The 19,168-nt window shown below is 38.0% G+C and carries 22 protein-coding genes and 2 pseudogenes; 1 reads left to right on the top strand and 23 read right to left on the bottom strand.

Annotation, left to right across the window (positions count from 1 at the left end; all coding sequences use genetic code 11):
- Nucleotides 1–74: 74 nt before the first annotated feature.
- From ACM5BR_RS03070 to ACM5BR_RS03015, 12 genes and pseudogenes are all read right to left on the bottom strand, one after another.
- Nucleotides 75–941, bottom strand: a complete 867-nt coding sequence (locus ACM5BR_RS03070) for a 2-oxoacid:ferredoxin oxidoreductase subunit beta (protein WP_416825764.1) — start codon at nucleotides 939–941, stop codon at nucleotides 75–77.
- On the bottom strand, nucleotides 928–2,682 hold the full coding sequence (locus ACM5BR_RS03065; protein WP_416825762.1) for a 2-oxoacid:acceptor oxidoreductase subunit alpha: 1,755 nt from the start codon (nucleotides 2,680–2,682) through the stop codon (nucleotides 928–930). Before ACM5BR_RS03065 ends, ACM5BR_RS03070 begins: the two co-directional genes overlap by 14 nt.
- A 255-nt stretch (nucleotides 2,683–2,937) precedes the next feature.
- Nucleotides 2,938–3,858 carry a dipeptidase gene (locus ACM5BR_RS03060; RefSeq protein ID WP_416825760.1) on the bottom strand — a complete coding sequence of 307 codons (921 nt, stop codon included), beginning with the start codon at nucleotides 3,856–3,858 and terminating at the stop codon, nucleotides 2,938–2,940.
- A gap of 57 nt (nucleotides 3,859–3,915) precedes the next feature.
- Entirely contained in the window at nucleotides 3,916–4,176 is a 261-nt protein-coding gene (locus ACM5BR_RS03055; protein ID WP_416825758.1) for a stage V sporulation protein S, read from the bottom strand.
- Nucleotides 4,177–4,287: 111 nt separating this feature from the next.
- The gene (locus ACM5BR_RS03050) at nucleotides 4,288–5,082 is read right to left on the bottom strand and encodes a TIGR00282 family metallophosphoesterase (protein ID WP_416825756.1); all 795 of its coding nucleotides are present in this window, start codon (nucleotides 5,080–5,082) and stop codon (nucleotides 4,288–4,290) included.
- A 104-nt stretch (nucleotides 5,083–5,186) separates the two neighbouring features.
- Nucleotides 5,187–6,749 carry a ribonuclease Y gene (gene rny, locus ACM5BR_RS03045; RefSeq protein WP_416825754.1) on the bottom strand — a complete coding sequence of 521 codons (1,563 nt, stop codon included), beginning with the start codon at nucleotides 6,747–6,749 and terminating at the stop codon, nucleotides 5,187–5,189.
- A gap of 424 nt (nucleotides 6,750–7,173) precedes the next feature.
- Nucleotides 7,174–8,025, bottom strand: a pseudogene (gene recA, locus ACM5BR_RS03040) (recombinase RecA); the annotation flags it as partial.
- A gap of 323 nt (nucleotides 8,026–8,348) precedes the next feature.
- Nucleotides 8,349–8,558 (bottom strand): hypothetical protein, encoded by a 210-nt coding sequence (locus ACM5BR_RS03035; protein WP_416825752.1) that lies wholly within the window; start codon nucleotides 8,556–8,558, stop codon nucleotides 8,349–8,351.
- A 148-nt stretch (nucleotides 8,559–8,706) separates the two neighbouring features.
- Nucleotides 8,707–9,945: a competence/damage-inducible protein A gene (locus tag ACM5BR_RS03030; RefSeq protein ID WP_416825750.1), complete on the bottom strand. Its 1,239-nt coding sequence runs from the start codon at nucleotides 9,943–9,945 to the stop codon at nucleotides 8,707–8,709.
- An 18-nt stretch (nucleotides 9,946–9,963) separates the two neighbouring features.
- On the bottom strand, nucleotides 9,964–10,542 hold the full coding sequence (gene pgsA / locus ACM5BR_RS03025) for a CDP-diacylglycerol--glycerol-3-phosphate 3-phosphatidyltransferase (protein ID WP_416825749.1): 579 nt from the start codon (nucleotides 10,540–10,542) through the stop codon (nucleotides 9,964–9,966).
- A 61-nt stretch (nucleotides 10,543–10,603) separates the two neighbouring features.
- The gene (locus tag ACM5BR_RS03020; protein WP_416825747.1) at nucleotides 10,604–11,473 is read right to left on the bottom strand and encodes a helix-turn-helix domain-containing protein; all 870 of its coding nucleotides are present in this window, start codon (nucleotides 11,471–11,473) and stop codon (nucleotides 10,604–10,606) included.
- Nucleotides 11,474–11,493: 20 nt separating this feature from the next.
- Nucleotides 11,494–12,279, bottom strand: a complete 786-nt coding sequence (locus tag ACM5BR_RS03015; protein ID WP_416825745.1) for a DUF3388 domain-containing protein — start codon at nucleotides 12,277–12,279, stop codon at nucleotides 11,494–11,496.
- A gap of 259 nt (nucleotides 12,280–12,538) precedes the next feature.
- Here ACM5BR_RS03015 and ACM5BR_RS03010 point away from each other — a divergent pair, with 259 nt between their 5' ends.
- Nucleotides 12,539–12,895 carry a hypothetical protein gene (locus ACM5BR_RS03010; RefSeq protein WP_416825743.1) on the top strand — a complete coding sequence of 119 codons (357 nt, stop codon included), beginning with the start codon at nucleotides 12,539–12,541 and terminating at the stop codon, nucleotides 12,893–12,895.
- Here ACM5BR_RS03010 and ACM5BR_RS03005 read toward each other — a convergent pair.
- The 11 genes and pseudogenes from ACM5BR_RS03005 to hisH all read right to left on the bottom strand — a co-directional run bounded on the left by ACM5BR_RS03005 (nucleotide 12,875) and on the right by hisH (nucleotide 19,168).
- On the bottom strand, nucleotides 12,875–13,129 hold the full coding sequence (locus ACM5BR_RS03005) for a DUF3243 domain-containing protein (protein ID WP_416825741.1): 255 nt from the start codon (nucleotides 13,127–13,129) through the stop codon (nucleotides 12,875–12,877). The two genes, ACM5BR_RS03010 and ACM5BR_RS03005, sit on opposite strands and share 21 nt — an antisense overlap.
- A 64-nt stretch (nucleotides 13,130–13,193) precedes the next feature.
- Nucleotides 13,194–13,913 carry an elongation factor P 5-aminopentanone reductase gene (ymfI, locus tag ACM5BR_RS03000; RefSeq protein ID WP_416825740.1) on the bottom strand — a complete coding sequence of 240 codons (720 nt, stop codon included), beginning with the start codon at nucleotides 13,911–13,913 and terminating at the stop codon, nucleotides 13,194–13,196.
- Nucleotides 13,914–14,091: 178 nt separating this feature from the next.
- Nucleotides 14,092–14,818 (bottom strand): annotated as a pseudogene (locus ACM5BR_RS02995) (IS3 family transposase); the annotation flags it as partial.
- 10 nt (nucleotides 14,819–14,828) lie between these two features.
- On the bottom strand, nucleotides 14,829–15,098 hold the full coding sequence (locus ACM5BR_RS02990; RefSeq protein ID WP_416825738.1) for a helix-turn-helix domain-containing protein: 270 nt from the start codon (nucleotides 15,096–15,098) through the stop codon (nucleotides 14,829–14,831).
- A gap of 88 nt (nucleotides 15,099–15,186) precedes the next feature.
- Nucleotides 15,187–15,348 carry a YozQ family protein gene (locus tag ACM5BR_RS02985; RefSeq protein ID WP_416825736.1) on the bottom strand — a complete coding sequence of 54 codons (162 nt, stop codon included), beginning with the start codon at nucleotides 15,346–15,348 and terminating at the stop codon, nucleotides 15,187–15,189.
- A gap of 83 nt (nucleotides 15,349–15,431) precedes the next feature.
- Nucleotides 15,432–16,436 (bottom strand): histidinol phosphate phosphatase domain-containing protein, encoded by a 1,005-nt coding sequence (locus ACM5BR_RS02980; RefSeq protein ID WP_416825735.1) that lies wholly within the window; start codon nucleotides 16,434–16,436, stop codon nucleotides 15,432–15,434.
- A gap of 21 nt (nucleotides 16,437–16,457) precedes the next feature.
- Nucleotides 16,458–16,781 (bottom strand): phosphoribosyl-ATP diphosphatase, encoded by a 324-nt coding sequence (gene hisE / locus ACM5BR_RS02975; protein ID WP_416825733.1) that lies wholly within the window; start codon nucleotides 16,779–16,781, stop codon nucleotides 16,458–16,460.
- An 11-nt stretch (nucleotides 16,782–16,792) separates the two neighbouring features.
- Nucleotides 16,793–17,098, bottom strand: coding sequence for a phosphoribosyl-AMP cyclohydrolase (hisI, locus tag ACM5BR_RS02970; protein ID WP_416825731.1), 306 nt, complete (start codon nucleotides 17,096–17,098; stop codon nucleotides 16,793–16,795).
- Nucleotides 17,095–17,853, bottom strand: a complete 759-nt coding sequence (hisF, locus tag ACM5BR_RS02965) for an imidazole glycerol phosphate synthase subunit HisF (RefSeq protein ID WP_416825729.1) — start codon at nucleotides 17,851–17,853, stop codon at nucleotides 17,095–17,097. Before hisF ends, hisI begins: the two co-directional genes overlap by 4 nt.
- Nucleotides 17,847–18,566: a 1-(5-phosphoribosyl)-5-[(5-phosphoribosylamino)methylideneamino]imidazole-4-carboxamide isomerase gene (hisA, locus tag ACM5BR_RS02960; protein WP_416825727.1), complete on the bottom strand. Its 720-nt coding sequence runs from the start codon at nucleotides 18,564–18,566 to the stop codon at nucleotides 17,847–17,849. The genes hisF and hisA overlap by 7 nt, the downstream gene beginning before the upstream one ends.
- On the bottom strand, nucleotides 18,539–19,168 hold the full coding sequence (gene hisH / locus ACM5BR_RS02955; RefSeq protein WP_416825725.1) for an imidazole glycerol phosphate synthase subunit HisH: 630 nt from the start codon (nucleotides 19,166–19,168) through the stop codon (nucleotides 18,539–18,541). Before hisH ends, hisA begins: the two co-directional genes overlap by 28 nt.

Raw genomic sequence — 19,168 nt, 5'->3', positions numbered from 1 at the left:
TTATTAAGGCATTTGAAAGAAAAATAGACAAAAAAAGAACCCCTTCTACTTGAAGGAGTTCTTTTCAATACCTATTACATATATTCTGCAACCACTTTGTTAAATACTTCTGGATCCAAGTTAAGGTCAGCGTTTACTAATGGTGTTTCGCTATATCCTTTTACAAGCTCTTGGTAAGAAGGTTGTTCAGAATTTTGATAAATTAATCCTGTTACACGACCATGATTTTGCATTAATGTTTGCATAGCTAAAGCTCGATTAGTAGGATCATAGCCTTCAACATCGCTTAATCTTACTAAGTTTTCTTTAAACCAATCATACGTATTTACTTTGTTATACGTTACGCATGGGCTAAATACGTTGATTAATGAGAAACCTTTATGATTAATACCAGCTTCAATAAGTTGAGTAAGTTCTTTTAAATCACTAGAGAAGCTTTGTGCAAGGAATGTTACACCAGCAGTTAATGCCATTTCCATTGCAGACAAAGGAGGTTCAATAGAACCTTGTGGTGTACTCTTTGTTTTAAAGCCTATATCACTAAGAGGTGAAGTTTGTCCTTTTGTTAAACCGTAAATTTGGTTATCCATAACGATATAAGTAATATCAATATTACGGCGAATTGCATGGATTGTATGTCCTAAACCGATTGCAAATCCGTCGCCATCACCGCCAGCTGCGATTACTTTTAAGTCACGGTTTGCCATTTTCACACCTTGAGCGATTGGTAATGCACGACCGTGAATACCGTGGAAACCATATGTGTTAAGGTAACCCGAAATACGTCCAGAACAACCGATACCAGAAATTACTGCCATGTTATCAGGCTCAAGTCCAGCATTTGCAGCTGCACGTTGAATCGCAGCTTGTACAGAAAAGTCTCCGCATCCTGGGCACCAGTTTGGTTTTACATCATTACGAAAGTCTTTAAATGTTGCCATTTACTACAACCCCTTTTTTGCATTCGTTGTAAACGTCCTTCGGTAAGAACGGAGTGCCGTCATATTTTAATAGGCTAGAAATTTTTTCACCATAGCCTAAATTCATCTTCATAATGTTAGCAAGTTGACCTGTTGCATTGTTTTCAACTACGATTACACGTTTTGCATCCTTAACAAGAGGTAATACTTCCTCTGTAGGGAATGGATGAATTAAACGAATGTGAGCATGGTTTACCTTAAGACCTTCTTCTTCAAGACGAGCCATTGCTTCTTCAATTGCACCGCGTGTAGAGTTAAAACCTACTAACAAAATGTCTGCATCTTTATGTGGTGCGTTAACATGAACAGGGGTATTAAATTTGATATTTTCAAGCTTACGCATACGTTTATTCATTTGTGCTTCACGATTTGAAGGTGATTCTGATGGTTTACCTGTTTCAGCATGTTCTACACCAGTAACGTGGTGAATACCGTTCTTCACGCCTGGTACAACACGAGGAGACACGCCATCTTCAGTCACTGCATAACGATTGAAGTATGCGCCGTTTACGCGTTCAGGTTGATCTTCGAATGTTAACTTACCACGACGAATTTCAACTTTATTAAGATCTAATGGATTTACCGTTTGTTTACCTAATGAAAGTTGAAGGTCAGTGATTAGAATAACTGGTACTTGATACTCTTCAGCAATGTTGAAAGCTTCAGCTGCATCATAGAATGCTTCTTCAACTGTACTTGGGGCAATAACAACCTTCGGAATTTCACCATGAGTTCCGTAAATCATAGCCATTAAATCAGATTGTTCTTGTTTTGTAGGAAGACCTGTACTTGGACCACCACGTTGTGTATCAACGATAACAAGCGGTATTTCTGTCATACCAGATAATCCGATTGCTTCCATCATAAGGGATAAACCAGGGCCTGCAGATGCAGTTAATGTACGAACACCGCCGTAATTTGCACCGATTGCCATTGTACAAGCAGCAATTTCATCTTCTGTTTGAATAACAGCTCCGCCTACTTTTGGAAACTTCTTAATTAAAAATTCCATAATTTCAGAAGCTGGTGTGATTGGGTATGCAGGCATGAAGCGAGCTCCGCCAGCTAATGCACCAAATGCAATTGCATCGTTACCAATCATAAATAAACGTTTTTTACCGTCTGCTTTTTCAAGTTGCATTAAGTTTGTATTTTCACCAAGTAATTCTTTCATATATTGGGCGCCGCGTTTAATTGCTTCAATGTTCTTTTCAACGACTTGTTGACCCTTTTTACCGAAAATTTCATTTACAACTTCAAGGTAAGCTGTTTCATCAAGACCTAAGATAGCAGATGATGCACCTACAGCAACCATGTTTTTCATTAATGATGTTCCAAGTTCAGTAGCAATTTCAACGAATGGAACCGCATACAAAGAAACTTTAGAATCATCCGGAATAGTTGGATTAAACTTAGAATCCGCAATGACGATCCCGCCATCTCGTAATTCATGGAAGTTCACATTGATTGTATCTTGGTCAAAAGCTACAAGAATATCTAAGTCATCAGAGATTGCACGAACTTCAGTTGTGCTTACACGAATCTTATTGTTAGTGTGACCGCCTTTAATACGTGAAGAGAAATGGCGATAGCCGTACAGGTAATATCCCATTCTATTTAATGCAATAGCGAAAATTTCTCCTGTACTTTCGATTCCTTCACCTTGCTGTCCTCCAACTTTCCAGGAAAGCTGATTAATCATCTCCTACACCCCTTTAGCTGCAACTTTGTAGTAAAAACGCAGAAATATAGTAGAACTTTCTAAATTCTTGAACTACAACAATCGCATATTATACCTGTCAAAAATATTTTATGAATTTTTACATAACATTAATTCGTTTTCAATTCTAGACCTAGTACGAAGAAAAAGCAAGAATTTGGACTCATTTTATACATATTTTTTTACCTTTTTCACCATATTTAGCGTGTACACATTTATTTTTGTCTAATAATAAACTCAAAAAGAAATATGATTCAAAAAATTAGTGAAGAGAAACCGTTCTACCTGCTCTTGTTTGTAATATTTTAACAATTCATTAATAAGATTTTCATAGTCTGCATACGAACGTAATTGTTCTACAGTTTCATGAATTCCATCAAAGTCTGATCCAAATCCTATATTAGCTTCGCCGCCCAATGAACAAATGTGATCAATATGCCGAAGAATATCGATTATTTGCACAGATGATGTATCTTTGATAAAACCTGGATAGAATGTAATGCCAATCATCCCATCCCTATCAATTAGTGCTTTAATTTGTTCGTCCTTTAGATTTCGTGGATGCTTTCGTATCGTAAATGCATTAGAATGTGAGGCAATTGGATGTTTAGCTAACGCTATTACATCCCAAAACCCTTTTTCTGAAAGGTGAGAAACATCTGTCCACAAATGATATTCATCTAGTGTGTTCACTACTTCTTTCCCAAAGCTTGTTAGACCTGCACCGCGTGTCTCTAATACACCGTCTGCAACAAAATTGCTATAATTCCAAGTTAGACCAATCGAACGTATCCCAAGACGATATAACGTGTGAAGACGAACGATATTTGCTCCGATTGCATCGCAGCCCTCTAAAGTTAGGATCGCACCTATTTCATTTTCCTTTAATGTTTTGATATCACTCTTCGTCAAAATAAGTTTCATTTCCGGATACTTTTCTAAAATTTCACGGTAGAAAATCTCAATCATTTCTAAAGCAATATCAAATCGTTGTTCCATCGGCACTTTATCTGGGATATATATAGCAAAACATTGTATTTTTCCATTGGCTCGTTTTAAGTTATGCAGCGTAACATGCAGACGTTTATCGTTTTCAAAATTTCCTTGATGTTCCCAAAGCTGCCAAATCACATCACAATGAGCATCGAATATGTACATATGTATCTCTCCTCCTAAAAAATAAAACCTGTTTGCTTAGCAAACAGGTTTTCCAAATTAACGAGGCTCTACGATAATTTTAATAGCCGTACGTTCTTCGCCATCAATTACAATATCTGTGAAAGCTGGGACACAAATTAAGTCAAGACCACTTGGCGCTACGAATCCTCTTGCAATTGCAACAGCCTTAACTGCTTGATTCAGCGCACCCGCTCCAATTGCCTGCATTTCTGCAGAACCACGTTCGCGGATTACTCCTGCCAGTGCACCTGCTACAGAATTGGGTACAGAACTAGCTTTAACTTTTAATATATCCATTCCTAGTTTCCTCCTCGATATCGTTTAAGCGATAGAATTTACTTTACATATATTCACGAGAAAGGAAAGATATTCCTGCTTATCCAACTTTATTTTTTATTTAATACTGAATCACTCAAAAAACCGTTGATCGTCATTGATTAAAATTCTTTCTATTTTTTCAGCCTTTCCTGTATGAGGATTTGCGTCAATAAGTACTGCACTAAGCTGAGTTCTACCTGACGCAACTTCAAAGCGTACTGGAAGACTTGTTAAAAACTTTTTCAATACAGCTTCACGACTCATACCTAAAATACCATCATAAGGTCCTGTCATTCCAACATCAGAAATATAAGCTGTTCCTTCCGGAAGAATACGATTGTCTGCTGTTTGTATATGAGTGTGTGTCCCAACAACAGCTGTTACTTTTCCATCTACATACCATCCTAATGCTTGCTTTTCACTCGTTGCTTCCCCATGGAAGTCGATAAAAATAAAATTCGTCCGTTTTTTTGCTTGAGCAATATATTCGTCCGCCTTCTTAAATGGACAATCAATGGCTGGGAGGAAGGTTCTGCCTTGTAAATTTATCACAGCTACTTCAACGCCGTTACAATTTACAAAAATCATTCCTTTTCCGGGATTATCCTCTGGAAAATTTCCAGGACGAACTAAGTATTTAGCTTCATCTATAAATTCAAAAATATCTCGATTATCCCACGTATGATTACCCATCGTTACAGCTTGCGCACCGCTTTCTAAAAACCCGCGGTAAATTTTTTCTGTAATTCCCCGTCCGGATGCTGCATTCTCTCCATTAATAATTGTTAAAGTAGGCTTGTATTTCTTCTTAAGTCTTGGTACATAGTCTTCAATCATTTTTCTTCCTGGGGATCCTACAACATCACCAATAAATAAAATTCTCATGCCCTACACACTTCCTATTTCACTTGTATTCATCTATTGAAGTTCTTAAAAGATGCTTAGTTACAATACGTATAATCAAAAAAATAAAGTGGCTTTACACCACTTTATTTTGCATATTCTACTGCTCTTGTTTCTCTTATTACAGTTACTTTAATATGTCCTGGGTAATCAAGTTCGTTTTCAATTCGTTTTCGAATATCTCGTGCTAAACGATGAGCCTCTAGGTCATCAATAGCATCTGGTTTTACGAGAATGCGAACTTCTCTTCCAGCCTGAATTGCGTATGATTTCTCTACACCTTCATATGATTCAGAAATTTCTTCAAGCTTTTCAAGTCTACGAATATAATTTTCTAATGTTTCGCTTCTTGCTCCTGGTCTTGCAGCAGATAGTGCATCAGCTGCAGCTACCAGAACGGCAATAACTGAAGTTGGTTCTGTATCACCATGGTGAGAAGCAATTGCATTTATAACAACTGGATGTTCCTTGTATTTCGTTGCCAATTCTACACCAATTTCAACGTGGCTTCCTTCAACTTCGTGGTCAATTGCTTTACCAATATCATGAAGCAGACCTGCACGCCGTGCAAGTTTCATGTCTTCTCCTAGCTCAGACGCCATTAGTCCTGCTAAGTATGCTACTTCCATAGAATGCTTCAATACGTTTTGACCATAGCTTGTTCTGAATTTCAGACGACCTAATATTTTAATTAAGTCTGGATGTAGACCGTGAACTCCAACTTCAAATGTGGTTTGTTCTCCTACTTCACGAATATATTCATCTACTTCTCGTCTTGATTTTTCTACCATTTCTTCAATACGAGCTGGATGAATACGGCCGTCTTGCACAAGCTTGTCTAAAGCAATTCGAGCTGTTTCACGGCGAATCGGGTCAAATCCTGATAATATAACCGCCTCTGGCGTATCATCAATAATAAGATCAATTCCAGTTAACGTCTCTAACGTACGGATATTACGACCCTCACGTCCTATAATACGACCTTTCATTTCATCGTTTGGAAGATTCACGACAGAAACTGTAGTTTCAGCAACGTGGTCAGCAGCGCATCTTTGAATGGCCAAAGACAAAATTTCCTTCGCTTTTTTGTCTCCCTCTTCTTTTGCGCGCAATTCGCTCTCTTTAATCTTTATTGCAATTTCATGAGAAAGTTCTTTATCGACTTTATCAAGTACAATCGATTTCGCTTCCTCACGGTTTAAGCCAGAAATCCGTTCTAATTCTCGCTGTTGTGCTTGAACGAGCTCTCCCACTTTGCTTTCCAACTCTTCAATTTGCTGTTGTCTCAATGTTAGAGAATCCTCTTTCTTTTCAAGCATTTGTTCACGCTTGTCAAGTGATTCATCCTTGCGGTCTAGGTTCTCTTCTTTTTGCATTAAACGATTTTCTTGTTTTTGCAACTCACTTCGCCGATCACGAATTTCTACTTCAGCTTCTGTACGAAGTTTATGAATTTCATCCTTTGCTTCTAACAGCGCTTCTTTTTTTAATGCTTCCGATTCACGTCTAGCATCCTCTACGATTTGACTCGCAGCAAAAGTAGCACCATTAATTTTTGCCTCCGCAATGGATTTCCGAACAAAAAAGCCAACAACTGCACTGACAATCGCTGTAAGCAATAGGGAGATGACAATCGTTAGTGTATCCATACTTTCACCTCCTCTTGCTATGAATAGAAAAGACTGCCAGCATGTACATTTCATTTCAACGTACAGCAATAACACTTTTCATCCATGTTGGAACAATTTTCATTTTCACTTTATCATTATAATTATTCTTTTTAGTACAAAGACCTATGTCATATCCTCATAGAAGAAGTTATGATGAAAATGGTAAAAAAAGAATATACAAACATATTGTATAGTTCGGTATTTTTATTGTCAAGGGTTGTATGTGTTTGTATTCTTTGTATGGCAACAAAGGAAGCGGTATCACAAAGTTTACGCTGAAAGAAAATTTCAATCAGACTCGATTACTATTTATATAATTGTTCTCCGATTTTCCACTTAAGACAAAATAAATTAAGAATCCATAGCTTTATAATGTTAAAAAAGACACAGTAAATGTGTCTTTTTAATCGTCTAGTAAATTTAAGTTTTCATTATCGATTTCTTCAGAAATTTCTTTTGAATTATTAATTTGATAATGATCACGAACTTTCATGGCAATTTCATCACGAATTTGAGTATTTTCTTTTAAAAATGTTTTTGAATTTTCACGACCTTGCCCTAAACGTTCTTCATTATAGGAATACCATGCCCCACTCTTCTGAACAATATCTAGTTCAGCCGCCATGTCAAGAATTTCGCCTTCTTTAGAAATTCCTTCTCCGTACATAATATCTACATCAGCAGTACGGAATGGAGGTGCTACTTTATTTTTCACAACTTTAATTCTTGTCTTATTTCCGACAATATCGTTACCTTGCTTTAATTGTTCAGCACGGCGTACTTCTAAGCGGACAGATGAGTAAAACTTCAATGCGCGTCCACCTGGTGTCGTTTCTGGGTTTCCAAACATAACTCCAACTTTTTCACGAATTTGGTTAATGAAAATCGTAATCGTATTGGATTTATTAATGGCACCTGAGAGTTTGCGAAGTGCTTGCGACATTAAACGAGCTTGAAGACCAACATGAGAATCTCCCATTTCTCCTTCAATTTCCGCCTTTGGTACAAGAGCTGCTACAGAGTCAATGACAATAATGTCAATGGCACCGCTTCGAACAAGGGCTTCAGCAATTTCTAACGCTTGTTCTCCCGTATCAGGTTGGGAAAGTAACAACTCGTCTATGTTAACTCCTAGCTTCTGTGCATATTCAGGGTCTAATGCGTGCTCTGCATCAATGAAAGCAGCTTGGCCACCAGTTGCTTGTACCTCTGCAATTGCATGAAGAGCAACAGTTGTTTTACCAGATGATTCAGGCAGGATTGTTATACACAAGGCTTTTTATCCTTGCTTCTGGAGGTCACCCTCATTATTATGTAACTCTGGAGGATTACATAACTACAGCTGGTCGATTCCAGCTCAGCTCAGCGTACATATTATCCCTCAGCACGATCTGTTAGGGAAGGGACACTCTTGCCAGGATTATATTCTGCCGTGCAGGTTCACCTGGTACGCGTTACGGTGCTGCAAGTGTATTACCTCTTGCAGTTACCTCGGAGTCGTCTTCTTTAAGATGTTCTCCGATTTTGCCCCTTTCATCTTACCTGTTTCCCGGTAAGCGGGCGATAAATCTTGTTAATCTAACAAGATATTCGTTCACCATAAATTTCTATTACTCTACCTCTTGGATATCCACCAACACCTAGTGCAACGTCCAACGATAAGGATCCGCTTGAAATTGTAGAAACTCTTCTATCAGTTTGCTCTCCTAGCTTCATAATAGAGCCTTTACCAAATTGCTTCTCTATTTGCTTTAACGCCATATCTAACGCTGATTGACGATCACCCACTCGAGTTCCTCCTTTGTTTTAAACATAGACTTATTATACCTTTTCCATTGTAAAATGCCAACAAAAATCGAACACTTATTCGATTTTTTCTTTTTCTTCTACTAATCTTATACTTTCCCTCTTAAAAAAAAGCAAAACTAGAAGAGCATTATAGTTCTTCTAGTTTTTTGTACAAATGATAAAATCCATATTTTACTGTCCGTTCACGAACAACTTGTCGACTACCACCTAAATGTAATGGAATAGAAATGCTCGGCTTTCCAGCAACACTAATGCCAATAAATACGGTTCCTGGTTTTTTTCCTTCTAATGAATTAGGCCCCGCTACACCTGTAAAGCTTATGCCAACGTCAGCTTGCATGAGAGTCCGAACATGTTCTGCCAGCTGCTCTGCACACGCCGAGCTTACTGCTCCCTCGTTTGCCAGCGTTTGTTCTGATACATGCAGCACATGCTGTTTGACTTCGTTACTGTAGCAAATAACTCCCCCTTTAAAGAAAGAAGAAACGCCACTTATTTCCGTTACTTTTTCTCCAAATAGACCGCCTGTTAAGCTTTCTGCACATGCTAAGGTTAATCCTTTTTGTTTCATGATAGAAATAGCTTTCATATGTAAGTAATCATCATTATACCCATAGAAAAACTCTCCAACTCTTGCTAGTATTTGTTTTTCTACTTTATCTAATAATGTTTGAGCAATTTGCTCATCACTGTGTTTTGCTGTTATTCGAAGTGTAACTTCTCCTTCGGCAGCATAGGGAGCGATTGTTGGATTACTTTGTTGATCAATTAAATCCTGAATTTCCATTTCAAGCTGGGATTCACCAATACCAAAAAAACGAAGAATACGAGAGTATAACTTCTCCTCCGGTGCAAGTTCCATTAAAAAATTGCCAACATAGCTAGTATACATAGGGTTCATTTCTTTTGGCGGTCCTGGAAGTAAGATATATGTATGAGCATCTTTTTGAAGGGCCATTCCCGGTGCCATACCGTGATCATTTGGAAATACCGTTGCCTCAGCAAGAACGAGGGCTTGTTTTCTACTACTTTCTACAAATTCACGACCTGTACGATCATAATAATCTTTAATAGAGAGCAGCGCCTCTTCGTTATATACGAGTTCACTACCAACTGCTTTTGCGATTGTTTGCTTTGTTAAGTCATCCTTCGTAGGTCCAAGTCCGCCTGTAAAAATTAGAATATCTGCTCGATTTTGTGCAATGTGAATCGCTTCTTCTAAGCGCCCCACATTATCGCCAACGACCGTTTGATAGTATACATCAATACCGATTGAAGCAAGTTTTTGGGCTAAAAATCTCGCATTTGTATTTAAGATTTGACCTAATAGCAATTCTGTTCCAACTGCAATGATTTCTGCATTCATCCCCTACTCCCCCTACCGTTACTTTGAATTTGTAAATACCGATCTGTTTTTCCAAAAATAATCCCATCCAGAAAGAATGGTAAAGAAAAGGGCAATCCATATTGCTACTGCTGAAATAGAAAAAGGTAGCCATTGAAATGGAACATCATGAAGAAAGCATGCTGAAATAGCAATAATTTGTGTCCATGTTTTAATTTTACCGAGCATATTGGCTGCAACTACTTCTCCTGTACCTGCTAAAATTAACCGTAAGCCTGTAACAGCAAATTCACGACTAATAATAATAATTACAATCCAAGATGGAATATTATGTAACTCAACTAAAACAATTAAAGCTGCCGAAACAAGGAGCTTGTCTGCTAATGGATCTAGAAATTTCCCTAAATTTGTTACTAAATTATGTTTTCTTGCGTAATATCCATCAATCCAATCAGTTGCAGAAGCAATAATAAATACGATTGCTCCAACTAGGTTTCGCATTCTTAAATCAGAAACACCTACCAATTGATCTCCCCAATCAAACGGAATTAGTACTACCATTAAAAAGATAGGAATTAAACAAATTCTAGAAATAGTTATTTTATTCGGTAAGTTCACAATGATTCCTCCATTATAACGGTTATCTCATGGAAAAATAGTCATCGCGCGGCGATGACTATTACTGAGTTGGCTGCTGATTACGCAAGTTTTTAATAATGATGATTTGATGATCCATACTGTTTGGATCTTGCGGATACGTTAACAGCTGACCATTTATTTTAATATCTGTATTAGGTGCGCTCCCGATGTTTAATCGTACCGTATCTTCAGCTGATAAATCCTGCTGCTGCACCTCACCTTGTGCCATCGTCTTATTAAAAAACATTTTTCCAGCTCCGTTTTTAATGTCTACATAGGCATCTCCCTTTGCAGATACTTCGATTTGCAACGCAGTGTTATTACGGATTTCTAAGGTAGATGTCTTTCCGTTCGTATCCGCTACTTTGATTTCTTGAGCAGGCGGAGCAGGTTGTGCGGGCTGTGCAGGCTGTTGCGGAGCTGGTTGCTCCTGCTTCTTATCTAGTGCTGAGTCTTTCGGCTTATCCACTTGGGCTGAAGATATTGTATTTCCCGTTTTCACTTGGTTTGGACTTTTATGCGTTAAAGCCTGTGCTATCAACCAAATTCCAACTCCGACTGCAATTACGAGCAGAGTAATTAGTATTTTCGGCATGTATTCCATAATGCGTGAAGAAGAAGCTTGCGTACTTGTTTCCCTTGTTTGGACCCTAGATACTTGTTCAACTTCATGTGTAGAAGGTAATTCTTCCTTATATTCTTCTAGAGTAGACTCCGCATCTAACCCTACCGCTTCTGCATATTGCTTAATAAACGCACGTACATAAAAATCTCCTGGAAGTGCTTCGAATTTTCCCTCTTCAATGCATACTAAATAACGTTTTTGTATTTTCGTTGTATGTTGTAATTCATCAAGAGACAAATTTTTTGCTAGTCTAGCTTCTTTCAGCTTTTCTCCTAATTGCGTCAATGATAACACCTCATATTTTTCTAAAAATCAAACATGGAAAAATTATCCTTTTTATCTTCCTCAAAGTCATCAACTAAATTGTATTTTATTTCTTCGTCGAAGTGATTACGCAACTCAATAATATAATCAAAATCATCAAGTGTGTATTCAGATTGACTAACAAAAATGTCCGGATGCTCGACTACTTTCGTAGCAGGTATACGCATAATTTCTCGGACAAGCTGCCAATGCCGTTCATTCGCACGATTCGTTGATACAATTCCGTCTAAAATAAAGACATTGTTTTCACTATATTCATCCTGAATAAGCTGACTTCGAACGGTTTGCTTAATAAGGGTGGAAGATACAAAAATCCATCTCCTATTCGCACATACACTAGAAGCAACAATTGATTCTGTTTTTCCTACACGTGGCATTCCGCGAATTCCAATTAATTTATGACCATCTTTCTTCATTAGCTCTGCCATGAAATCAACAAGCAAACCAAGTTCACTTCTTACAAAGCGAAAGGTTTTCTTATCATCTGCATCACGTTGTATGTATCTTCCATGTCGAACTGCTAAGCGGTCTCTTAGCTTTGGCTCGCGATACTTTGTTACCGTTATATTATCCATCGTATTTAGAATTGATTCAAGTCTTGTGATCTGCTCTTGATTATCACAGATTAGCAGTAATCCTCGTCGCTCGTTGTCAACACCGTTAATCGTCATAATATTTATACCTAGCATACCGATTAGAGAAGAAATATCTCCGAGCAATCCAGGCCGGTTTTTATGTATTTCATATTCAAAGTACCACTCTATCATCACAAGTACCCTCCTCACTACCTTAATACCTACGTACTATATTATATGATTTTCCGACATTAGAAAAGGCAATTTGCCTGATTGATTATAAGGAGATTTTATGAAATAGGAAATATTATGCTATATAAATTCCGAAATAAAGTTATCATGAACGAAACTAGCCTCTTACTCGTAATTTCGTAGGTCAATTTGGTTAGACTGAATTACTACAAAAAACCAAACCAAATCAGAGCTACATTACGAAATGAGCTAGTTTATTATGAAGGATACCACAAAATACGTAGGTTTAGACGTCTCAAAGGAAAAAATTTCCGTCGCTATCGCAGATGAGGGAAGAAATGAGCCTAAATATTTAGGCATGATCTACCATACACCAGAAGCATTAAGAAAGCTTATAAAAAAATTAGGTGCTGTTGAACAGTTAAAAGTATATTATGAGGTTGGTCCAACGGGGTATGAAATTTATCGCTTACTTTTAAGTTTAGGAGTGGATTGTACGGTTATAGCTCCTTCACTTATCCCTCAAAAACCAGAAGTGGGGGTCTTACTGCCCTTAAATAGCGGGATAAAGAAAAAAGAGAGGATTACTCCTCCCTTACTGTTTGCTTTGTACTAGCTTGACCATTAGGTTAGCAATCGTATGTTGCTCCCCTTCATCCGCTACCTTCCAAAGCTCTGCTAAAAGCTGTTCTTCTTCATTTCGTGCTTCGACTTCATTCGCTAAATAATCGCCAATTCGATAAGCCATTTCCGAAACAGATTGACCATCATTAAGTCCTTTTTCATTTGCTTGTCCTAGCCGTTCACCTAAAAACGACTTCCATTGATCAAAATTGTCAAGAACCGACATGCTTACCACCTCACTTTTCATTAAAGTCATTACTACTATTTACAGATTGAATAGAATTTATGTATTAGCAATGCCAACCACCATTCACTCCGATTACTTGACCGGTAATATATGAAGAAGAGCTCGATAGAAGGAAGGCAACTGCATTTGCAATTTCTTCAGGTTTTGCAAGTCTTCCAAGCGGTATTTCCTCAGCAATCTCACGTTTTTCTTCATTTGAAAACATATTCATCATCGTAGTTTCTACTGCACCAGGAGCAACCGCATTTACACGTACAGAGCTTGGTGCTACTTCCTTGGCAAGTGCCTTCACATACGTATTTTGCGCACCCTTTAACATGGAATATAACACTTCACATGAAGCTCCAGTTTGTCCCCATATGGATGAAATAATAACAATACTCCCACTGCGTTTTCGAATCATAGCAGGTAAAGCATAGTTGATTAACTTATACATAGATAACACAGATAAGTGAGTCATATCTTCTAACTCTTTATCCTCAACATCAGTGACAAGTCCATATACACTCTTTCCGGCTGCATATACAATTCCAGATATATCCTCTTGAATTTGGCCCCAAAGTTGTTTTACACCATCTTCATTTGATAAATCAGCTTGCACCGGAATCACTTCATAGGCAGCTAACGAATCGCAAAGCTTATCAATTTGATCTTTTCCTAAATGATACTGTAGATAAAGGGAATATCCTTCATGGGCAAGCTTTTTTGCAATTGCAGAACCAATTCCCCCGCTCGCACCTGTTATAAGAACATATTCTTTCATATTCACTTCTCCTCTCTCGAAAGGGCTGTCTAAAAACAAAAATAATACGAAGCATGCGAAATAGGCTGTCTTAGAAATCACTGATTTTACTGGATTCTTCTTGACAGCCTATTTCGTGAGCTGACTCAAAAGGTAGCCAGCTCTGAAGTGACCCCAAAAAGTTAGACATTTATTTTCATTAGGCAGCTTCTAAGGTTTGAGTTCGGTATTGCACTGGACTCAAACCTTTTAGTTTTGCCTTAATTCGTTTGTTATTATAGTAATCTATATATTTTGCTAATTCTTGTTTAAAATCCTCAACACTTTCAAATGCCTGTGTATATAATAATTCTGATTTTAAGGTACCAAAGAAGTTTTCCATTACAGCGTTATCATAACAGTTACCTCTACGGGACATACTCTGTGTAATATTTCGTTTTTTTTAATGCATGCTGGTAATGAGGCATTCGGTAATGCCAGCCTTAATCTGAGTGGATAAGGGGTTTGTCTTTGTCCGTTAGTCGTTCAAATGCCTGTTCTAGCATTGTTTTAACAAGGGAATATTTTGGTCTTGAATCGAGTGTATAGGTGATGATTTCACTATTAAATAAATCTAATATTGGAAATAAATAGAGCTTTTCCCCAAATAAATTAAACTCTGTAATATCGGTTACCCACTTCTCATTTGGCTTTTCTGCTTGGAAGTTTCGATTCAAAATATTCGGAGCTGTCTTACCAACTTCCCCTTTATATGAACGATATTTTTTCATACGAACGATGCTCTTTAAGCCAAGCTCTTTCATTAATCGCTGGACTTTCTTATGATTAACTATATGCCCTTGATTCTTGCGTTCATCCTTACTACGACGGTATCCGTAACGCCCTTTATGTTCATGGTAAATAGCTTTTATCAATCTTTTTATCTCCATTTTCGAATTAACCCAGGAGAAGTAATGTAGCTGTTTCATTTGGAGATGTCCCATGATTATTCATATAATTTAGTACGTCTAGTTTAAACTTTGTCGAGTAACTTGTATATGATTTTTTGAATAACCCTTCTTCCCCATGATGCTGGTACTGCCTTACCCAGTTCATTATCAAAGCTTTAGATGTACCTATGGACGCCCCAATCGAAGCATAATTCTCTCTTCCATCTAAATAACGTTGAACTGCCGCTAATTTATCTTCTACTGTAAATTTAGTCATAAAAAAACTGCTCCCCCAATTATTAGACTCTGTCTAACAATTGGGGTGCAGTTCACGTATAAAGAAGGATGCCTTTTCTATACCAATTTCACGAAATCCATCCTTCACTTTTTCCTCTATTCTTTACCATGCTATCAATCGTTCCTTCAGCAACTAAGTCGTTAATTTGTTCCTCAGTAACTCTAACTTGAAGCCTAGACGAAGCGGTTATTTCCTTTGGATTAAACTTTAAACGCTTTTTCTCATTCATGAAAATCCCTCCTTTTCCAGCACCGCTTTTCTATAGTGTTAACAAAAGAAGAATATTCATATATGGAATTATCTAGTGGAAAATTAGTTATCAAGTGATTTCATGACACGTTTCCGTTTTTCAAAGGTTGCAATTTCAGTAAAACCATGAGCACGTAATGTTTCCACATTTTGAGCTACATAACTGCCTATATCATCAGGATAATGAGAATCAGATGAAACAGTAAGCGGTACATGATGCTTCGCGAGCACACTTAAAAAGAGTGGACTTGGACACATTTCATGAACCGGATATCGATAGTATAATCCTGCATTAATTTCTGTCGCAACATCACTTTCTACTAATGCCTTTGCGATATTTTCGTAATACGGCAGCAAGCTGTTCTCATCGGGACGATAATTAAACACCTTCATATTATCTAGATGGGCTACAAAATCAAATAGTTTGGATCGAATGGCACGTTCTACAGTTGCAAAATGATTTTTGTACAGTGCATCGAGATCCTTTCCAATGAAAAGATCCTTTGTATCCGGATTATCAAATCCCCAACCATCGTCTGTAAAGTGGACGGAGCCGATTACGTAATCCCAGTTGCCCAGCTTTAAAAGCTCTGCTAACTCTTCTTCTCCGCCAACAAAATAGTCTGCTTCAAGGCCAAGACGAAGGGAGATGCCTTTTTTCGCCCATCGTTCCTTCGCTTCTTCTATAGCAGAGGTAAATTGATGTACTTCCATGATCATTACCTGATCTAGCCATTCCTTTTGAAGAGTACCTAGTTCACTACCAGAAATGTCTACGTGACGATAGTAGTATTCTCTTGCTTCTACAAAACGGTATAAGTGATCAACAATTCCAACTTCTTTTAAGCCTTTGCTTAGTGCTTCCTCTAGGTATAAATCAATCCAATAAGAAGAAAATGCTCCTAGCTGTAACCGTTTTTCTAGTAATTTATTAGATTGCATAAGCCAGTCCCATGAATGGAACGGTGCATCTACCGGTGTAAAATGTTGAATAGCTTGATTCGTTCGATCAAGCCAGCGAAGTGAATATGGCCCTTCTTCTAGATGGAGATGAAAATCAACTCGCATCGTCTTCTCCCCCTTTATCCCTTAGAGCTTCTTTATTTCTTTTCTGTCACCAATGCGAGATAGCTTTCCGCGACGGCGATTTGCTTCCTCTTCAATTTCTTCTAAAGAAATATTCTTTTCCACAAGTAAAACGAGACTGTGATAAATTAAATCATTCATTTCGCTTATTAGTTCCTCGCGGTTATTATTTTTTGCAGCAATGACAACCTCTGTACTTTCTTCCCCTACTTTTTTCAAAATTTTATCGAGACCTTTTGTAAATAGATAATTCGTATACGATTCTTCTACTGGATTTTTCTTACGATCTACAATTTCATCATATAATTCTTGAAGTACGTTTGTCATTGTGTCTCCTCCTACATTACTTTCGTATAAAAACAACTTCTGCTTCCGGTATGACATGCTGGACCTATTTGATCAACCCGAACTAATATTGTGTCTTGATCACAGTCTAAATATATCTCTTTCACATGCTGAAAATGTCCGGAAGTTTCCCCTTTGTTCCAAAGCTTATTACGAGATCTAGAAAAGAACCACGTCGTTTTCGTTTCTAATGTTTTTGCATAAGATTCTTCATTCATATACCCAAGCATAAGTACATCGTTCGTTTTATCATCGACGATTACAGCAGGTACTAATCCTTTTGAAAAATCGGGTGTCATCGTCTCACCTCAATTCCAGCTTCGTGCAATTTTTCCTTTGTTTTTGCAATAGTTGTTTCTCCGTAATGATAAATGGAAGCCGCTAAAGCAGCATCAGCTGATGTTTTTTCAAATACTTCTACAATATGATCATTATTGCCACAGCCGCCAGAAGCAATAACAGGAATGGTTACAGCCTGTGACACCGCTTCTGTTAATACTAAATCATAACCTTGCTTCGTTCCGTCCGTATCCATACTTGTTAAAAGAATTTCACCTGCACCTAGTTCTTCTGCACGTTTAGCCCATTCTATAACGTCGAGTCCCGTATCAATCCGACCACCGTTCACAAAAACATTCCACTTGCCTTCGCTGACCTTTTTTGCATCAATGGCAACTACAATGCACTGTGTACCAAATCGTTCTGCACCATCAGCAATGAGCTGTGGATTTTTCACTGCAGAAGAATTGATTGAAACCTTATCAGCACCTGCACGAAGCAGATTATACATTCCCTCTACAGAGCTAATCCCTCCTCCAACTGTAAGAGGAATAAATACTTTTGCAGCTGTACGTTCAACCACATCAATCATTGTCTTACGTTCTTCATGAGAGGCGGTAATATCTAGGAAAACAAGTTCATCTGCCCCTTCTCTATTGTAAACTTCAGCAATAGCAACAGGGTCTCCCACATCTGCTAGCTCCACAAAATTAATTCCTTTAACAACACGACCGTTTTTTACATCTAAACATGGAATAATTCGTTTTGTTAGCATGATTTCACCACCTGCAAGGCTTCTTCAAGAGGGAATTTTCCTTCGTACAGCGCCTTTCCTGTAATTACACCATATAGATTCATCTGCTTTAGGCGTTCAATATCGGAAAGAGAGCTAACTCCGCCAGAAGCAACGATTTGAATCGATACTGCTTCTTGTAACGCTTGTAACTGTTCAAAATTCGGACCAGTAAGTGTACCATCCCGGGAAATATCAGTAAATACAATCGTTTGAACGCCTTTTTTCTCCATTTCCTTTGCAAGCGTAATATAATGTACATCAGATACATCAAGCCAGCCGCGGGTTGCGACAAATTCATTTTTCGCATCAATACCGACAACAATCTTTTCACCGTATGCCTGTAAGGCCTCTTCTAAAAATACAGGGTTTAATAAAGCGGCTGAACCAATGATAACACGTGCTACTCCAACAGAAAGGAGCATGTCAATCGTTTCCATTGAACGGATACCGCCTCCAACTTGAACTGGAATCGTAAGTGTTTTTGCGATTTGTTCGATAACAGGGAAGTTTGTAGGCTTCCCTTCAAGTGCCCCGTCAAGATCAACGAGATGTAAATATTTCGCACCAAGCTTTTCAAATACAATCGCTTGCTCAAGCGGATTTTCATTTACAACTGTTTCTTGCTGAAATTGGCCTTGATATAAACGAACACAGCGGCCGTTTTTTAAATCGATTGCTGGGAAGATGAGCATGTTTCTACCAACTCCTTAAAGTTTTCTAGCATTTTTAGACCCGTAACGCTGCTTTTTTCGGGATGAAATTGTGCCCCGTAAATGTTGCCTCGCGACACTACGCCTGGAACAAAAACTCCATAGTCGCTTCCTGCGTCTATCATTTCATCCGGGCAATCTGCATAAAATGAGTGAACATAATACACGTATGAATCAGCTGGTACATCCTTTAATAGAGGAGATTGCTTTCTTTGCTCTAATAAGTTCCAGCCCATATGAGGAATTTTACGACCAGCTGGAAGTTTTCGAACAACTCCTGGCAAAAGTCCAAGACCTTTTGTATGCTCAATTTCTTCTCCTGCTTCAAATAAGAGCTGCATTCCAAGGCAAACACCAAGAAACGGTTTTCCAGTTGCCGCTTCCTCTTTTAAAATTGATGTCAGTCCTCGTTCTTCGATTTCTCTCATTGCTCTAGGAAATGCCCCAACTCCAGGTAAAATTATTGCATCGCTCTTGCGAATTCGTTCTACATCGTCTGTAATGACATAAGAAACCCCTATGTGTTCCAGCGCCTTTGAAACGCTGTGCAAATTTCCCATTCCATAATCGATAATTGCAATCAT

It is taken from the genome of Ectobacillus polymachus (genome assembly GCF_048159605.1).
Classification (GTDB): Bacteria; Bacillota; Bacilli; order Bacillales; family Bacillaceae_G; genus Ectobacillus; species Ectobacillus polymachus.
Note: the sequence above shows the minus strand (reverse complement) of the source record. Positions and strands in the feature narration are given on the sequence as shown.

What these genes read in the sequence shown, in the direction of transcription:
- ACM5BR_RS03070 (WP_416825764.1), bottom strand. Translation starts at nt 941, where the DNA reads ATGGCAACATTTAAAGACTTTCGTAATGATGTAAAACCAAACTGGTGC.
- ACM5BR_RS03065 (WP_416825762.1), bottom strand. Translation starts at nt 2,682, where the DNA reads ATGATTAATCAGCTTTCCTGGAAAGTTGGAGGACAGCAAGGTGAAGGA.
- ACM5BR_RS03060 (WP_416825760.1), bottom strand. Translation starts at nt 3,858, where the DNA reads ATGTACATATTCGATGCTCATTGTGATGTGATTTGGCAGCTTTGGGAA.
- ACM5BR_RS03055 (WP_416825758.1), bottom strand. Translation starts at nt 4,176, where the DNA reads ATGGATATATTAAAAGTTAAAGCTAGTTCTGTACCCAATTCTGTAGCA.
- ACM5BR_RS03050 (WP_416825756.1), bottom strand. Translation starts at nt 5,082, where the DNA reads ATGAGAATTTTATTTATTGGTGATGTTGTAGGATCCCCAGGAAGAAAA.
- rny (WP_416825754.1), bottom strand. Translation starts at nt 6,749, where the DNA reads ATGGATACACTAACGATTGTCATCTCCCTATTGCTTACAGCGATTGTC.
- ACM5BR_RS03030 (WP_416825750.1), bottom strand. Translation starts at nt 9,945, where the DNA reads ATGAATGCAGAAATCATTGCAGTTGGAACAGAATTGCTATTAGGTCAA.
- ACM5BR_RS03015 (WP_416825745.1), bottom strand. Translation starts at nt 12,279, where the DNA reads ATGATAGAGTGGTACTTTGAATATGAAATACATAAAAACCGGCCTGGA.
- ACM5BR_RS03010 (WP_416825743.1), top strand. Translation starts at nt 12,539, where the DNA reads ATGAAGGATACCACAAAATACGTAGGTTTAGACGTCTCAAAGGAAAAA.
- ACM5BR_RS03005 (WP_416825741.1), bottom strand. Translation starts at nt 13,129, where the DNA reads ATGTCGGTTCTTGACAATTTTGATCAATGGAAGTCGTTTTTAGGTGAA.
- ymfI (WP_416825740.1), bottom strand. Translation starts at nt 13,913, where the DNA reads ATGAAAGAATATGTTCTTATAACAGGTGCGAGCGGGGGAATTGGTTCT.
- ACM5BR_RS02990 (WP_416825738.1), bottom strand. Translation starts at nt 15,098, where the DNA reads ATGACTAAATTTACAGTAGAAGATAAATTAGCGGCAGTTCAACGTTAT.
- ACM5BR_RS02985 (WP_416825736.1), bottom strand. Translation starts at nt 15,348, where the DNA reads ATGAATGAGAAAAAGCGTTTAAAGTTTAATCCAAAGGAAATAACCGCT.
- ACM5BR_RS02980 (WP_416825735.1), bottom strand. Translation starts at nt 16,436, where the DNA reads ATGCGAGTTGATTTTCATCTCCATCTAGAAGAAGGGCCATATTCACTT.
- hisE (WP_416825733.1), bottom strand. Translation starts at nt 16,781, where the DNA reads ATGACAAACGTACTTCAAGAATTATATGATGAAATTGTAGATCGTAAG.
- hisI (WP_416825731.1), bottom strand. Translation starts at nt 17,098, where the DNA reads ATGACACCCGATTTTTCAAAAGGATTAGTACCTGCTGTAATCGTCGAT.
- hisF (WP_416825729.1), bottom strand. Translation starts at nt 17,853, where the DNA reads ATGCTAACAAAACGAATTATTCCATGTTTAGATGTAAAAAACGGTCGT.
- hisA (WP_416825727.1), bottom strand. Translation starts at nt 18,566, where the DNA reads ATGCTCATCTTCCCAGCAATCGATTTAAAAAACGGCCGCTGTGTTCGT.
- hisH (WP_416825725.1), bottom strand. Translation starts at nt 19,168, where the DNA reads ATGATTGCAATTATCGATTATGGAATGGGAAATTTGCACAGCGTTTCA.